This window comes from Streptomyces sp. SolWspMP-5a-2, from assembly GCF_900091845.1.
In the GTDB taxonomy this organism is placed as follows: domain Bacteria; phylum Actinomycetota; class Actinomycetes; order Streptomycetales; family Streptomycetaceae; genus Streptomyces; species Streptomyces doudnae.
Window position 1 is genome coordinate 50,875 of the sequence record NZ_FMCI01000110.1, and the last position, 15,023, is coordinate 65,897.

The 15,023-nt window shown below is 71.3% G+C and carries 13 protein-coding genes; 7 read left to right on the plus strand and 6 right to left on the minus strand.

The genetic code is table 11. The features are described from left to right. Positions 1–414 precede the first annotated feature (414 nt). Genes GA0115242_RS10535 through GA0115242_RS10545 form a run of 3 tightly spaced genes read left to right on the plus strand, consistent with a single transcriptional unit; the run spans position 415 to position 4,430 of the window. Positions 415–2,565 carry a helix-turn-helix domain-containing protein gene (locus GA0115242_RS10535; RefSeq protein WP_093826937.1) on the plus strand — a complete coding sequence of 717 codons (2,151 nt, stop codon included), beginning with the start codon at positions 415–417 and terminating at the stop codon, positions 2,563–2,565. Positions 2,566–2,568: 3 nt separating this feature from the next. Next, a complete protein-coding gene (locus tag GA0115242_RS10540) occupies positions 2,569–3,564 on the plus strand; it encodes a hypothetical protein (protein ID WP_093826939.1) in 996 nt (331 codons plus the stop codon). After that, positions 3,561–4,430 carry a DUF6339 family protein gene (locus GA0115242_RS10545; RefSeq protein ID WP_093826941.1) on the plus strand — a complete coding sequence of 290 codons (870 nt, stop codon included), beginning with the start codon at positions 3,561–3,563 and terminating at the stop codon, positions 4,428–4,430. Before GA0115242_RS10540 ends, GA0115242_RS10545 begins: the two co-directional genes overlap by 4 nt. Before the next feature lie 9 nt (positions 4,431–4,439). Here GA0115242_RS10545 and GA0115242_RS10550 read toward each other — a convergent pair whose 3' ends face one another. From GA0115242_RS10550 to GA0115242_RS10570, 5 genes are all read right to left on the minus strand, one after another. Continuing rightward, entirely contained in the window at positions 4,440–5,978 is a 1,539-nt protein-coding gene (locus GA0115242_RS10550) for a DNA cytosine methyltransferase (protein WP_093826943.1), read from the minus strand. Between the two features lie 46 nt (positions 5,979–6,024). Further along, positions 6,025–7,011: a DNA cytosine methyltransferase gene (locus GA0115242_RS10555; protein WP_093826945.1), complete on the minus strand. Its 987-nt coding sequence runs from the start codon at positions 7,009–7,011 to the stop codon at positions 6,025–6,027. Positions 7,012–7,040: 29 nt separating this feature from the next. Beyond that, positions 7,041–7,493 (minus strand): very short patch repair endonuclease, encoded by a 453-nt coding sequence (locus GA0115242_RS10560; RefSeq protein ID WP_093826947.1) that lies wholly within the window; start codon positions 7,491–7,493, stop codon positions 7,041–7,043. A gap of 99 nt (positions 7,494–7,592) precedes the next feature. Continuing rightward, positions 7,593–8,612: an SEC-C domain-containing protein gene (locus GA0115242_RS10565; protein WP_093826949.1), complete on the minus strand. Its 1,020-nt coding sequence runs from the start codon at positions 8,610–8,612 to the stop codon at positions 7,593–7,595. 146 nt (positions 8,613–8,758) lie between these two features. After that, the gene (locus GA0115242_RS10570) at positions 8,759–10,231 is read right to left on the minus strand and encodes a beta-1,6-galactanase (protein ID WP_093826951.1); all 1,473 of its coding nucleotides are present in this window, start codon (positions 10,229–10,231) and stop codon (positions 8,759–8,761) included. 292 nt (positions 10,232–10,523) lie between these two features. On the opposite strand from GA0115242_RS10570, the gene GA0115242_RS10575 reads away from it, so the two are divergent. Further along, the gene (locus GA0115242_RS10575; protein ID WP_093827002.1) at positions 10,524–11,312 is read left to right on the plus strand and encodes a class E sortase; all 789 of its coding nucleotides are present in this window, start codon (positions 10,524–10,526) and stop codon (positions 11,310–11,312) included. A gap of 109 nt (positions 11,313–11,421) precedes the next feature. Here the strand turns inward: GA0115242_RS10575 and GA0115242_RS10580 are convergent, their stop codons facing one another. Continuing rightward, entirely contained in the window at positions 11,422–12,726 is a 1,305-nt protein-coding gene (locus GA0115242_RS10580; RefSeq protein WP_237548973.1) for an MFS transporter, read from the minus strand. Positions 12,727–13,129: 403 nt separating this feature from the next. Here GA0115242_RS10580 and GA0115242_RS10590 point away from each other — a divergent pair, with 403 nt between their 5' ends. The 3 genes from GA0115242_RS10590 (at position 13,130) to GA0115242_RS10600 (ending at position 14,951) form a co-directional block, all read left to right on the plus strand. Continuing rightward, positions 13,130–13,657, plus strand: coding sequence for a winged helix-turn-helix transcriptional regulator (locus GA0115242_RS10590; protein ID WP_093826957.1), 528 nt, complete (start codon positions 13,130–13,132; stop codon positions 13,655–13,657). 92 nt (positions 13,658–13,749) lie between these two features. Further along, on the plus strand, positions 13,750–14,073 hold the full coding sequence (locus tag GA0115242_RS10595; protein WP_093826960.1) for a DUF6412 domain-containing protein: 324 nt from the start codon (positions 13,750–13,752) through the stop codon (positions 14,071–14,073). Positions 14,074–14,225: 152 nt separating this feature from the next. Continuing rightward, positions 14,226–14,951: a YidC/Oxa1 family membrane protein insertase gene (locus tag GA0115242_RS10600; RefSeq protein WP_093826963.1), complete on the plus strand. Its 726-nt coding sequence runs from the start codon at positions 14,226–14,228 to the stop codon at positions 14,949–14,951. Positions 14,952–15,023: the final 72 nt, after the last annotated feature.

The following is a 15,023-nucleotide window of genomic DNA, read 5'->3' on the forward strand; positions in this document are numbered from 1 at the left end:
CCGATCTCTTTCGATCCTCCTCGTCCCGTGAGAGCGTCAGAGGGTTTGCGAGAACTGCAGAAGGCACAACTCACCCGTTTCGCGCGGCATTTCCCGAGCGATACGGACAGGTCCGCTGTGGTCGATCCTAGAACGCTTCACTCGTTCGTGTCACGCTGAATTCTGCTGCCGATTAACGGAGTTGACGCCACCGCTTTTGTCGAGATCTCTCCCTCGCGCGGCGGCGGGGCGGATGTCAGTGGTTCGCGTATTGGATATAGTGCGCAAACTAAACTTATTGGTCATATTGACTGTCAGGGTCGAACGGTGCGCCGGATCCCTGTCGGTCAAGCGTCAGTTGACGGGTGCATGGATGTCAAATTAGCCTGTCCGGGACCGGATGCACAACGGCGGACCGGAGAGTGTGGAGGCCACATGGAGGTCGGCGAGGAGTTCGGGCCCTGGTTGTCCCGTCAGCTCAAACTCGCGGGCAGGACGCAGGCGGAGCTGGCCGACGAACTGGGACTGACCAGAGCGGCGGTCTCGGCCTGGATCACCAAGCGCTCCGTTCCCCGTCCCACGGTGATGGGCGAGATCGCCAAGGCGCTCGGAACGGATCTGGGCACCGTGCACACACGGACGACGGACACCCAGGCGGGACTGCCCGTTCGCTGGTACCACCGCCCCGGTTATCAGGACGGCGGTCGGGACGGAGGCAACGCAGCCGCGTTCGCCTTCGACTCGGACGTCCAGGTGCTGGCTCGGGAGACCTGCCAGAACAGCCTGGACGAGCGGATCGTGGAGAACGGCCGCCCGGTGCGGGTGCGCTACACCATCCACGAGCTGACGGGGGAGGCGCTCGACGCGTTCCGGGCCGCGGTCCTGTGGGACGACCTCCAGCCGCATTACTCGGCGGTCTCCGAATCCGCCGCCGACCAGAAGGTCGGACGTGTGGTGGACGCCGGTGTGCGCGACATGTTCGAGAAGAGCAGACTGATCCTGCTCCGCGTAGACGACTACAACGCGTCGGGCCTCACCGGTGACGACTACGAGGACGGCAAGTTCGCCGCCGTGGTCCGCCGGCAGTTGGAGAGCCTCAAGTCCGGTCGGAGCGCAGGCGGTTCCTACGGGCTCGGCAAGGCGACGCTCTGGGCGACCAGCTCGCTCGGCATGGTGCTGATCAACTCGACCCTCTCCGTCCCCCACGAGGGTCGTACCGAACGGCGTGTCATCGGACGGTTGGAGCTGCCGTGGCGGTCGGTCGACGGAACCGCCTACGCCGGTCCCGCGTGGCTCGGGCGTCCCGACCCGGGGACGCCCGGCGCCGATGTGGTCCGTTCCTGGTGGGCGGACGAGGAAACGGTCGAACGACTCCACCTCACGCGTGAGAACGACGAGCCGGGCACGTCGTTCCTGATCGTCGGCGCCCACGACGTGGCCAGCCTGGACCAAGGACGCCCCGACTCCGTCATCGACGAGGGCGACGACGGGATCGACGACAACGGCACCCGTGACATCGAGGTCATGCACCGACGCCTCGTCGAAGCGCTGGGACGGGACTTCTGGGCAGCGATGACAGGCGGCGGCAGCCGGCTTCCGCTGCTGGAGACCTCGGTCCGCACTCTCCGCAACGGCGTGGTCGTCAAGGAGGAGGAGAGGGTCGACCCGTCCGAGAACCAGCCTTCGCGCACCCGGGCGCTACGGGCCTTCTACGAGGGGACGACCGTGGAACGGCTGACCGAGGCCGGTCAGGTCGCGCTGCGGACCGTCCCGCTCCTGCTGCCTCTGTCCGGGGGCCGACGGGGAGCACTCGGCGCCCACCCCGGGGTGCTCCTGGTGACGGAGGCCGAGGACAGCGACGACGGGGGACCGAACCAGGTCCACTCGCTGCGGGGCAATCTGATGACCATCAAGAGATCGGGCGTCCACGGTCTTCCGTTGGGCGTCACCGCGTTCCAGGGCGTTCTCCTGGTGGGCCATGCCGCCGGGCGCTCGGCGCCCTTCGCCGACGAGGCCGAGGACTTCCTCCGCGCCGCCGAACCGCCCGAGCACGACAAGTGGGGCCAGACCGAGGAGTTGACGCTCCGCTGGTCGCACACCGCTCACCAGCGCATCTCCCGATTGACGACCGAGGTCAACACCGCGGTCAAGGAACTGGTCGTCCGGAGGAAGGGCACCGGTGGGCAGGAGAGCGCGAAGCTGCGCAAGAAACTCACCCTCCCGGCGAAGGGCGCCGCACCCGGGCGCGCCTCCGGGTCCGCCGTGCCGGAGCTGGACACGCTGTCCGCCGAGATCGGCGAGAGCGGGGAGTGGCGGATCACCGCAGAGGTGAAACTGCCGCGCGCCGGCGAACTGCCGCTCATGACGCCGGTCGTTCTTCTGGACGTCAGGTCGGGCGGCCGTCCCCGGCTCGCCTGGGCGGAACTCGTCGCCGGGGAGGGCTGCGAGATCGAGAACGGGATGTTGCGCTTCCTGCCGGGTGCGCGCCGTGCGGTCTTCCGCGGATCGACCGACGTCACCGGACATCCGGTCCGCACCGAACTCACACGGTTGGTGCTGGAGCTCCGCAACGGCACGGGGGAATGAGACATGAAGTTCTACCCGTACAAGCGACTCAACCGACCGATCACCCTGCGGGTGACCTCCGCCTTCCTGAGACTTCCGGACGACACCCGCGACCACCTGGACACGTCCGCGTGGTCCGTCCCCCAGCGCACCGTCGCCCTGGGTGTGGCACAACACGAGGACTGGGTCTCCGCCAGGATCGGTCTGTCGGCCACGCTGCCGCCCGGAGCCACCGCCCCCGACGCCCCGTGGGAGAAGCTGCGGGTCCTCGCGGTCCTCACCGACGGCGACACCAACGTGCGCAACACGGTGGACCTCAGGCAGGACGCTCCCGGGAGCAAGGAATGGGCCGGCGAGATCGAGGTGTTCCGGGACGACCACGTGGGTCGTGCCGCCCTGGCCGTCCACGCCGTCGCCGAGATCGACGGTGTCCCCGGTCGCTCGATCGCAGAGACCGCAGCCGACTGGAGCGTCGACGTCACCGCGGTGGAACCGCTCGGCGGCCTGCGTCTCGATGTGAAACAGGCGAGTTTCTCCAAGAGCGCCAGGGAGTGGCTGCGTGCCTACACGGACGCGCCGTGGGCCGTCGACGCCTCCGGCCGCCTGCCGTTGGTGATGGTCAACACCGACGTCGAGGGTTTCTCCGATCTCCTCGGCGGGGACGGCGGCGGGATCGAGAACAAGATCCATGAACTGCTGGTGTCCCAGATGGCCACCGACGTGTGGACCGCGGTGTTCCACAGTGCCCTGGGCGATCTGGAGGTGGAGTCCGACGGCACACCCGTCTTCCCCGACGACTGGCGGGGAGAGGTGCTGCGGGAGATGCTCCCCGACGTCGTGCCCGGATTCCAGGTCGAGGAGGCACTGCGGAGGGTGCACCGGCGGCGGACCGGTGACGCGGGATGGGTGGAGCTCCAGACACGTGTCCACCACGCGGCGGTGCGCCGCGCAGGCGCGAGGAAGGCGGTCGCCAACATTCTGCGCGCACTGCAGCAGATCAACCGAGAGGACAGCGCGTGATCGAGAAGCCTCACCACGTCCCGGAGCGGCTCGGCCTGCTCCCCGCCACGGCTGCCGATCTCTTCCTCACCGAGGATCTGTTGAGATGCGTCCAGGGACATGCCGGTGTGAATCTTGCCAAGGTCGTCGAATCCCTCCCCGAGGAGGACGCGCGCTGGGCGGTGGAGCCCATCCGGGACCTCGTGGACGACGCGATGTACCAGTTCAAGGACAACCGGACCGATGCCGACGGCTGGCTCGCGCCCCGGTTGCACGCCACACTGCGGCTGACCCGCCGGGAGGCCGCGGACAAGAGGATCTGGACCCATCTCGCGCTCGCCGTCGCTCCGGACTACGTGGCGTGGCGACATGTCCTCAAGCAGGGCGACGATTCCCGGATCAGCTCGGCCCGGTTCAAAGGAGTGCTGGACCGACAGTGTTTCTCACGCCTGTGGTGGGTCGCGGAGATGTTCCGTGACGGTCCGGACTACTCACCGGTGGTGACGGCGTGCGCCAACCAGGAGTTCCTGCACAGCGTGCTGCGCATGGGCCTGGTCGACCACCGGCCCACGGCACAGGCGCTGGTCCGGGTCCTGGAGCGGGGCGTCGCCGACACGACCCGTGAGGTGAACGGGCTCGTCGCCGCGATCAACGTGGCGGGCGCCACTCTGGTGTACGACGCCTTGGCCGAGGACGGGCCGCGCGATCCGACCGCACTGCGCAGGTGGATCGCGGAAGCCGAATCGGCTCCCCCGGTGCCGCGGCACGACCTTCCGGAGGGCCCCGACGAGGAGCCCGTCCCGGGGGAGTCGGTGGAGGCGCTCGCCGCGTATTTCACGGAACTCTTCGAGACGGCCCCGGTGAGAGGGCGCGAGCCCGAGGACTGAGGCGACGGGTCACCTGCCGGTGAGCGGGTGCCCCGCCAGATCTCCGTGCGTACGGGCTCGCACCGGTTCGCTCGGCGGTCGCCAGTTCTCCAGGTCCGAGACGGCCTGTTCCGCCCTCGCGCGCGCCTCCTCGTGCCCCAGTCCGGGTTCGAGGACCTGGCGCAGGACGTGCAGGGCGAGCCTCGGCGGCACGGCGTTGCCGATCTGCTGCGACCGGTCGCTCCCCCGCCAGGGGTAGGACACGGGGAACGACTGGAGAACGCCCGCCTCCGCCGGAGCGAATCGTTCGAACCGAGGAAGATCGATGTCGGTGCCCTTGTGGCACAGACGGTTCCGGGACACCTTGCCCGTGATCGTCGAGGACGGGACGTCGTGGTCGCGTCGACCGCGGGCACCGGGATCCCCGCCCGTCCCGTAGTTGGACACCACGGTGAAGGCCGGGCGGTCGGGCAGCTCGGGGTCGATGCCGCGCGCCTTCTTGAGAGCCGCCTCCATGGACACCCAGGCGGCCTTGGGGGACCTGTCCGTGCTCTGCTCCCCGAGATCCCAGAGCGGCGGTTCCGCCCGGCCCCTGGTCGGGGCCCCCGACGGGACGTTCCGGGAGCGGTAGCGCTCGTGCGTCTCGGCGACCTCGCTGACCTCGGTCTCGCCGAGGCGAGCCATGAGCACCGCTCGCTTCCGTGTCTGCGGGACCCCGAACGCCTCGGTGAGCATCAACTGGGTCCTGGTGCGGTATCCGAGGGTGCCGAGCACCTCGGCGTACTTCTCCCACACCGGCATCACGGCCTGCACCTGTTCGAGCACGACGGCCTCGTAGGCGTTCGAGCCGGGTCGTCGACTGCGCTCGATCACCCACCACAACGGTTGCAGGACCAGCCCGGTCCGTTCGTCACCGAGTTCTTCGAGCTGCTGCCTGCACTCGTGGAGTTCGACGCCCAGGGTGTCGAACTCCACGACGAGGGTCTCGAGCATCTCGTCCTTCAGGTCGAGATTTCGCTCCGCGCGTGATGACTTGAGGACGCTCCTGATCTCGTCCCCCGGGGTCCCGAGGTCCTCGAGAGCCCGTTGGAGCGCCTTGCGGGTCACCGCTCGGCGTGCCTCGATCCCGCGCTTCCTCTCCTTGACCTCCTCGGCCAGGACGGCCTTCCTGCGCAGTTCCTCCGAGATGGCGCGCCACGTCCGGAAGATCCTCTTCCAGTCACCGTCCGCGGTTCTCACGGCTTCGTGCAGACGATCGATGTAGCCCACCACCTGGTCCAGGGCCCGGCGCCCGGCGCCATGTCCCGCGACCGTGAACGTCTGGCAGGGAGGGCCACCGGTCAGCACCTGGGCGCGGGGGAAGAAGGCCGCGCGGTAGGCGCGCACATCGCCCCTGAAGGTGTCCAGCCCCGCTGCCTCGCGCGTGGCGCACGCGTTCCCGTCCCACTCGATACCGGTGACCTGATGGCCCAGGACATCCGCTGCCACATCCAGCCCACCCGGCCCGGCGAAGAGATCGACGATACGGAAAACCGCAGGTGGGGGAGGTGGTGTTGTGATGTGACCCATGGGCGTGAAGTGTAGCCGGCGATCCGGTGGGACATCTCCGGTTCGTCTACGCACGGACAGGGGACCGCAGCGCGGTGGCGAGCGCGACGCCCAGGGCGGTGCCCACCGGGGGAGGGGTGGCGTGACCGATCTGCCGGTACCGGGCCGTCTTCTGGCCCGTGATCCGCCAGTCCGGAGGGAAGGACTGCAGCTCGGCGGCCTGGTCCACGGTGATCTTCAACATGTGTGCCATGTCGTCCGAGCGCGGCCAGTGGTAGTCGGGGCCCGGCACCTGATCGGCGAGCGCGCCGCCGTTCACACCCATCCGTGCCCAGGCCCGTTTGGTTCCGGTCGGGCCGAGGTCCGCGCCGCCCCTGTTGTCGGAGCCACCCACCAGGGTCGGTGCCACGGCACGTGCCTGGGACGCCCAGACATCCGCCTCGGGCCAGCCGCGTGCCCCCATCGAGCGGTGCAACGCCCGGCCCACCGACACGTGTTCGCCGACGGTCGGCGCCGGTGGGACGAAGGCGTCGAACCACGGCTCCTGAAGGGCCACGAGGACACCCTGCATCCGCTCCTGGGGTACCCCGAAGTCGGCCGCGTTGAGCACGAACCACCGGAAGCGGTAGCCGAGATGTGACAGTTCCGCCTCGATGAACCCACGGATCTCGGCGTAGGCGGGCGAGTCGAGAAGGGCCGGCAGGTTCTCCAGGAGCAGGGCACGCGGTCGGATCGCGTGCACGAGGTACACCGTCGCGGTCAGCAGGCGCAGTTCCGGCTCGCTGTCCGCACGTCCCACCGCTGCCGAGGCCTTCACCCGGGGCAGTCCGGCCGAGAGGAGATCGACGTCCAGGGACTCCGGGTGATCTTCGGGGAGGAAGTCGATCAGATCCTCGCAGAGGACCTTCCACCGAGGTCGGTTGGTCCGGAGCGTCTCGCACGCCTGCTCCTTGTTGTCGAGCAGCAGCACCGGAGAGAATCCCGCCCTCTCCAACCCGGACGCCAGACCGCCCGCTCCCGCGCAGACATCGACGAATCCCAACCGCTCGGCCATGCGTTTCCCCCTGTGCTCTTTCCGCGGCCCTACACCGCGTCCGTTCCTCCGAGCGCTCCGCGCTCCCGTCTCCGTCGCTCCACCGTCGCCCGCACGGCGGTCGCCGCCTCGTCGGGCGGCACGTGCTCCCAGAACCGCAGCACCGTCCATCCTCTGGCCGTCAGATGCTCGGTGGTCTCACGGTCGCGCGCCATGTTGCGGTCCAGTTTGTTCCGCCACCATTCGGCGTTCGCCTTGGGCCGGGTGGCGTGGCGCGGACAGCCGTGCCAGAAACAGCCGTCGATCAGGACCGCGACCTTGACACCCGGGAACGCCACGTCGATCCTTCGTCGGGCCATGCCGGGGACGGGGTACTCGACGCGATAGCGCAGGCCGGAGGCGTGCAACAGTCGTCGCACGGCGAGTTCGGCGCTGGTGTCCTTGCTCGCCTGTCTGCGCATGCGAGCCGAGACACCCGCCGAGGAAGGCGTCACGCTGTCCACTGTCGTCCCTCGGGCAGTACGTCGTCACGGACGATGTTCACGCATGTCCTCAGCGTGAACAAGTCGTGGAGAAGTAACGAGATCAGAACGAAGGGGCTTTCAGGCAGCGGAGACCCCGTGGCACTCCGCGTACCCCCGCCCCGACCCGCACCAGCACCCGTCCCCCGCTCCCGGGGGCCAGGCCGTGGCTCGGCCTCGGGCTGCCAGGGTGGTCGCGTACTGGGGGAGGAGCGTCGTGTCCGTCGGGGACGAGAGTTCCGAGGCCGCGAACGCCTCGTACGACGGGACCGTCGCCGGGACGATGCCCAGGTTCGCCGTGCCCGACGCGGACAGTTCGCGCAGGGACGTCTCTATGGTCGCGAGGTGGCTCTCGTGGGACGGGTACTCCGTCGCGAGGGACGGGTACGCCTCCAGAAGCTCCGCCAACTCCGCCGCGGGCCAGTGCAGCACCGCCACCGGGAACGGGCGGGACAGGGCCTCCCGGTAGCCCTCCAGCTCCGCGCGCAGCCGCGAGATCTCCGCCTCCAGCTCCGCCGGGTTGCTGGACCCCAGCGACCAGACGCGCTTCGGGTCGTGGAGTTCGTCCAGCGAGACGGACGAGGAGTGCAGGGTGTCCGCCGCCGCGTCCCATTCGTCGTGCGCAGCGCCCAGCATCCGGCGCACCCGGTGCCGTCCGAACAGCAACGGCCGCGTCGCGTACGGGGGTTCCTGTCCCTCCGCGACCAGCAGCCGGGCTCCCTCCGTGAACGTCTCCTGCGCCGCCTCCAGCTCGTCGTGCGACTCCAGGGCCTCCGCGACGATCACCCACGGCGCCGGGTCGCGCGGTGCCGCGGCGCGGACGCCGTCGATGATCGCGCGGGCCTCGGCCTCGTGGCCGTACTCCCAGAGGTTCGCGGCCTTCAGGGCGCGGACCAGGTGCGGGCTCTCCAGGTCGTCCTGCCCGGCGAGCAGGCGGTCGTAGAGCGCGGTGGCGGCAGGGCGGTCGGCGGCCAGCTCCAGGTGGGCGGCGGCCTGGAGCAGCAGGGCCTCGGCGTCCGCGGGGTAGCGGCCGGCGGTCCGCTCCAGGCGAGCCGCTTCGGCGTGGTGGTCGACGTTCTCGGCAGGCGTGTCGGGGCGCATGCAGGACACCGTACTGCCGACGGGTGACAGAGAGGAGATCCCCGCAGGCCAGGGAGAGGGAGCGAGGGGTCGCGGAGGCCCGGGGCCAGGCAGGTGTGGAGGCACGGGGCCGTGGAGGCGTGGGGCTGCGAGGGCGGTCGGCCCGTCTAGATCGTCACCCCGTCGATCTGGAGTGTCTGTACCGCCTTCGCCGCGAACGGGACCGTCAGTTTCTTCGCGCTCATGTACGTGTCCGTGTACGCCTTGTACGCGTCGCCGCCCGTCGTCACCGTGTTCCAGCGCGGGACCACTCCGCCCGTGCCGCCGGTCGCCGTGGTGAAGGACGACAGGTCGAAGGTCAGGTTCTGGGCGGACGCCGCCGTGTTCAGGGCGACGATCACCAGCCGCTTCGCCGAGGCGTCGTGGGCCGCCACCGCGTAGCTCACACCCGTGTCCAGGATGCGCATCCCCGGCCGGATGTGCCGGCTGAACTGGGCCATCGTGTAGTACTTCCGCTGCACCGCGCCCGCCGCCAGCGTGCCCGCGTCGTACGCGATCATCGCCCAGTTCGCGGACGGGTCCATGACCTGCCAGTAGACCCAGGCCGTGGGGTGCAGCCAGGCGAAGTCGTAGAGGAGGTTGAAGGCGAGGGTGTAGCCGGTGCCGTCGTTGTCGCCGGTCTCGGAGTTCCACAGGGCCTTGCCCGCCGTGGTCACGACGTCCGTGTACAGGAGGTCGCGGCGTCCGCCCGAGCCCTGGTAGCCGTGCACGTTGACACGGTCGACGTAGCCCTTGGTCGTCGACGAGAAGGAGTTCCAGGTGGTGCGGGCGAGGTCGTAGCTGGTCTCGTCGGACGCCGCGATCTTCGTGCCGGTCAGCCCCCTGCTGTTCAACTCGCTGCGCAGGTAGGGGAGTACGGCGGCCTGGACGCTCGCGTCGACGTGGCAGCCCTCCTGCGTCCCGGTCGCCGTCCACCAGGTGGAGCTGGGTTCGTTGAACGCCTCGACGGTCGCGAATTCCACGCCCCAGTTGTTCCTGGCGTAGAGGGCGACGGCCGCGAGGTGGGAGGCGTGCTGGCGGTGGTTCCAGGACTGGAGGTTGTTGCCGCCGTCCGCCGCGCCCGACGGGTTGTGGTTGGAACACATCCACCACATCGGGGAGTTGGCGAACAGCTCGCTGGTCGCGCCGCGCGCGGTCGCCTTCACCAGCATGGCCCGCTGGTTGGCGTCCGCCGACCACTTCCAGGCCGAGGAGGCCGGGTCCTCGTTGTTCCAGTCCTGCCAGAAGCCCTCGATCTGCTTGAACGCCGGGATGTTCGGGGAGGCGGCCATGGTCTCGCCGTTGACGCTGTTCCGGCTGCACCCGCCCAGGTTGTAGCGGGCGATGGTGAGGCCGAGGCCGGGCAGCGAGGTGCCGTTGTACGTCGTCGACCTGGTGGTGAAGAAGATGTCGGCGAAGTCGTCGCGGGCGCCGAAGACGTTGGCCCACCAGGCGAGTGAGGTGCCCCAGCCCTCCCAAGTCCCGTAGGCGGTACCGGGTTTGACGGCGACCGTGGCGTCCGCGTGCGCGGTTCCGGTCGCCAGGGCGCTGCCCAGCACGGTGCCGCCGGCCGCGGCCAGCAGGGTCCTGCGTCGGATCATGGCGTCTCCGATTCGCTCGACGGGACCCGGCGGCCGTTCCCTGGGACGGCGCCGCGACTTGTCCCGTGCATGCCACGTCGAAGCATCGGGCGTGCCGCGGGCGATTGTCGAGGGTTGCGACAGCCCTTTCTAAAACCTCTGGACGAAGAGGCGAACGGAACCGTTCCGACCTGCCCCGACGCCGGTCCCCGCCGCGCCGACGGCGGAAAAACCGCGCGGGGCTGGTGAGTTGGCGGGCCGCGGCCTATCGTGCGGGCGGCTCCGGTGGAGGGAGGTGCGGCGGCGGATGCGGATGCGGGTACCGGTCGTGCAGCACAGCAGCCGACGGCGTCGCGCCCGGCGCCGTCGCGCCGTGTGGGCGGGCGGGGAAGTCCTCGTCACCGTGGGCGTCGTGCTGCTGCTCCTCGTCGTCCACCAGCTCTGGTGGACCAACCGGGAGGCCAGGCGGGGCGCCGAGCGGAAGGTGCAGGCCCTGGAGCGGCAGTGGTCGGCCGGGGGAGCGGAGCGGGACGCGGAGGACGGCGCCTCGGGCGACGGCGGTGCGGGTGGTTCGGGCGGTGCCGTGCGCGGGGGCTCCGCGACCGCCTCGCCGCCGTCGTCCGCCGCCGCGCGCGACGCCCTGCCCCGCCGCTCGCGGGCCTACGCCGTCCTCGTCGTGCCGCGCCTGCGCCTGCGCGTCCCGGTCGCCGAGGGGGTCGGCAAGCCCGACGTCCTCGACAAGGGGTACGCCGGTCACTACCCGGGCACCCAACAGCCGGGCCGGATCGGGAACTTCGCGCTCGCCGGGCACCGCAACACGCACGGTGAGCCGTTCCGCCGCATCGACCGGCTGCGCCCCCGGGACGTCGTCGAGGTGGAGACCGCGCGGGCGACGTACACGTACGCCGTCGACCGGACCCTCCCGCGGACCTCGGCCCGCGACGCCGGGGTCCTGCGCCCGGTCCCGCGCTCCCTCGTGGTGCCGGGCAGCGGCTACACCGAACCCGGCGCCTACCTCACCCTCACCACCTGCACCCCCGAGTACACCTCCCGGTACCGGCTGGTGGTCTGGGCGAAGCTCGTGACGACCCGCCCGCGGTGACCTGCGCGGCCCCGCCTTTCACCTGCCGACGGTCCCCCCGGTGCAGGTCACCGGCCCGGGGGTATTCCGGGCTCCCCCGGGCCGGTGGCTCCCGGCCCGGGGAGTCTCCTCACCGCCGGTCCCGCAGCACCGTCACCGCGCCCGCCGCGAGCAGGGACAGGGCCACCGACACCGTCATCGCGATGTTCGCGCCGTGGCCCAGGCCGCGGCCCGACGACGTGACGATCGCGATCGTCAGCGCGACGCCCGCGCAGGAGCCGATGTAGCGGAGCGTCTGCTGGGCGCCCGAGCCCATCGCGGCGCGGGTCGCCGGGACCGACTCGACGGCCAGCAGCGGCAGCGCCGCGTTCAGCAGACCGCTGCCCACCCCGCTGAGGACCAGGCCCGGCAGCAGGCGGTGCCAGGAGCCGGAGTCGATCGCGCCGAGCATCGTCAGGACGCCGAGCGCGTGCAGGGCGAAGCCGACCGCCAGTTGGTGGCGCGGCGAGACCCGGCCCGCGAGCCGCCTGGCCTGGAGCGCCACCCCGAAGGACAGGCCCGACCAGAGCAGCAGCAGCCACGCCGAGTCCAGCACGGAGAGCCCCAGCGCCTGCTGGAACACCGCGGGCAGGAAGCTGAACAGGCCGATCACCGCGAGGCCGGTGAACAGGCCGCCCGCCGACGAGGCCAGGAAGGGCCGGTGGCGCAGCAGGCCCAGGTCGATCATGGGGGTCGCGCTGCGGCGTTCCACCCGGATGAACACGGCGAGCAGCACGGCGGACGCCAGCAGGAGCAGTCCCACCTGGGGGCGCAGCCAGCCGTCGCGGCCCAGGGTGAGCGCCGCGATCAGGGCGACCAGCGCCAGCCCGAAGGTCAGGGCGCCCGGGATGTCCGGGCGTCCGCCCCGCGGGGAGCGGGACTCCACGAGCGGGCGGACGCCGAGCGCCGCCACCAGCAGCGCCGCCGCGCCGAGCACCGCGTAGGCCGCCCGCCAGTCCGGCAGCGCGCCCGCGACCAGCGGGCCGACGGCGATGCCGCCGCTGACGAAGGCGCCCCAGACCCCGGTCGCGTACAGCCGTCCGCGCGGGCTGGGGAAGGCGTGCACCAGCAGCCCCAGGCTGCTCGCCAGGATCGCCGCGCCCGCCGCGCCCTGGGCGATCCGGGCCAGCGTGAACAGCCAGGTCGAGGAGGCCAGCGCGCCGAGGGCGGTGGTGACGCCCAGGGTGAGGGTGCCGGCCAGGAAGATCCGGCGGCGCCCGTAGTCGTCGGCGAGGCTGCCGGCCACCAGGAGCAGGGCGGCGAGGCCGAGCGGGGTGCCGTTGAGCAGCCACGCCTGGGCGGAGAGCGGGGTGTGCAGGTCGGCCGCGGTGTCGGGGAGCGTGACCATCGGCGCGGTGTACGTCATCAGGGTGACGGCGGTGGCTGCGCTGGTCAGCGCGAGGGTGGCACGGGCGTGCGGGGTAGGGGCGTGCGCGGAGGCCGGGGGGTGCGGGGTGGGGGCGTGTGCAGAGGCCGGGGGGTGTGGGGAGGGCGCAGGGGACGGGGAGTGCGGGGAGGCGGCGTCGCCGGTTCCGGCCCCGGCCCCGGTTCCGGTTCCGGTTCCGGTTCCGATCTCGGCCCCCGTTCCAGTTCCGATTCCCGCCCCCGCCCCTATCCCCGCCCTCATCTCGGAACCGCTGCCCGTCTCGGCGGTTCCAGGGTCGGCGCGGGCCGTTCCCCTGGTCGTCCCGGTGTCCGGTATCTGGAGAGTTCGTTCACTGAACCTTGCCATGCCGACACCGTAGCACTTGTAAGTTCGGTCATTGAACCAAGGTCGGGGAAATGGCTACAGTGGACGGATGGCACTCGGCAAGGACTACGCGACGCAGCAGTGCTCCATCGCCCGCGCGCTGGAGGTCGTCGGCGAGCGGTGGACGCTCCTGGTGATCCGCGACGCCCTCTACGGCGTCCGGCGCTACAACGACTTCCTCGTCCACCTCGGCATCCCGCGCGCGGTCCTCGCCGCCCGCCTCCAGACCCTCACCGCCGAGGGCATCCTGGAGAAACGGCGCTACCAGCAGTCACCGCCCCGGGACGAGTACGTCCTCACCGCCCGCGGCATCGCCCTGTGGCCCACCCTGCGCTCGCTCGGCCTCTGGGGCCGCGAACACCTCACCGACGTCCGGCTGCGCACCTTCCGGCACGCCGACTGCGGCACCGAACTCGGCCCCTACGGCGAGTGCCCGGCCTGCGGGACGGTCGTCCCCGTCGAGGACGTCCTCATGGAACCGGGGCCTGGACTCGACCCGGACCCGGCCGATCCGGTCAGCCGTGCGTTCCTCGTGCCCCGCAGGCTCTTGCAGCCCCTGGAGACCGATCAGGTATAACCATGGGGCAGGTACAACCATGGCGCAGGTACGACCATGGCGGACGAGGCGCGACGGACGGACGTGCGCGCCCGGGAGCGAGAGGGGCCGGGATGGTCCGCGGTCGGGTCGAGGCGCCCACGCGCCCCGTCGTGCTGCCGCTCCTGCTGCTCGTCGTCCTGCAGCTCACCGTGCTCGACGCCGGCAGCCTCACCGCCACCGTCGCCCTCGCCGCGACCGCCGCGGCCGGATCCGCGCTCGCCGTCTGCGCGCTGATCAGCGCGCGCACCGTGCCCGCCGTGCCGCCCACCCGGGTCCGCACCGCCATCCGCGACCGAGCCCGGCGCACCGCCTTCCTCGCGCAACGCGATCCCGACGCCCGCGGACGCACCCGCCCACGGGCCCCCGGACGCGCCCTCCGGACGACCCCCGCGTAGACGCGACCGGCTCACGCCGGTCCTCGCGCGCGTCGTCACGCCGCCCCGCTCCACCGCCCGGCACCCCCGTGTCCCGGACGCCGGTCCGCCCGCGTCCGGGGCCGGCGGCCGCCCGGTATTCCGGCACGACGAGACCCCCGGAGGGCTCACCCATGTCCGTCTTCGCTGCCTTCGCCGACCTGGTCGGTCACCTCGCCGACCTGATCCAGCCGCTGTTCGGCGCCACCGCCGCCGCCGTCGCGATCGTCCTGTTCACCGCCCTCGTACGGCTGCTCGTGCACCCGCTCTCGCGGGCCGCTGCACGCGGTCAGAAGGCCCGCACCGCGCTCCAGCCGAAGATCGCCGAGCTGCGCGCGAAGCACGCGGGCGACCCCGAGCGGCTGCGGAAGGCGGTGGTCGAGCTGCACACCGAGGAGAAGGTGTCGCCGCTGTCCGGACTGCTGCCGGGGCTCTGCCAGCTTCCCGCGTTCTTCCTCCTCTACCACCTGTTCTCCAGCACGACCATCGACGGCGGCACCAACGCGCTCCTGACCCACCGGCTGTTCGCCGCGCCCCTGGGCGGCCGCTGGGCCGACGCGCTCGGCGGCGCCGGGATGTTCGGGCCCGCGGGGCTGGTCTACGGCGGCCTCTTCGCGCTCGTCGCGGCCGTCGCGTTCTTCAACTACCGCAGGACCAGGCGGACGATGGCGGCGTCCGCCCCGGTGACCGCGGCGGCGGACGGCGAGCAGGTGCCGGGGCTCGGCGCGATCACCAAGGTGATGCCGTTCATGTCGTTCTTCACCCTCTTCACGGTCGCCGTGGTGCCGTTGGCCGCCGCGCTGTACGTGGTCACGAGCACCACGTGGAGCGCCGTCGAGCGGGCCGCGCTGTACCGGTGAGGCGGGCGGGGCCGGTCCGCGGGCCACGGTCCAGCACCTGAACCGGGTCTTGCGGACCGGACGCCGACCTTG

Coding starts and splice junctions, on each gene's coding strand:
- GA0115242_RS10570 (WP_093826951.1), bottom strand. CDS start 10,231: ATGATCCGACGCAGGACCCTGCTGGCCGCGGCCGGCGGCACCGTGCTG.
- GA0115242_RS10540 (WP_093826939.1), top strand. CDS start 2,569: ATGAAGTTCTACCCGTACAAGCGACTCAACCGACCGATCACCCTGCGG.
- GA0115242_RS10550 (WP_093826943.1), bottom strand. CDS start 5,978: ATGGGTCACATCACAACACCACCTCCCCCACCTGCGGTTTTCCGTATC.
- GA0115242_RS10535 (WP_093826937.1), top strand. CDS start 415: ATGGAGGTCGGCGAGGAGTTCGGGCCCTGGTTGTCCCGTCAGCTCAAA.
- GA0115242_RS10595 (WP_093826960.1), top strand. CDS start 13,750: ATGGTCCGCGGTCGGGTCGAGGCGCCCACGCGCCCCGTCGTGCTGCCG.
- GA0115242_RS10565 (WP_093826949.1), bottom strand. CDS start 8,612: ATGCGCCCCGACACGCCTGCCGAGAACGTCGACCACCACGCCGAAGCG.
- GA0115242_RS10590 (WP_093826957.1), top strand. CDS start 13,130: ATGGCACTCGGCAAGGACTACGCGACGCAGCAGTGCTCCATCGCCCGC.
- GA0115242_RS10600 (WP_093826963.1), top strand. CDS start 14,226: ATGTCCGTCTTCGCTGCCTTCGCCGACCTGGTCGGTCACCTCGCCGAC.
- GA0115242_RS10555 (WP_093826945.1), bottom strand. CDS start 7,011: ATGGCCGAGCGGTTGGGATTCGTCGATGTCTGCGCGGGAGCGGGCGGT.
- GA0115242_RS10575 (WP_093827002.1), top strand. CDS start 10,524: ATGCGGGTACCGGTCGTGCAGCACAGCAGCCGACGGCGTCGCGCCCGG.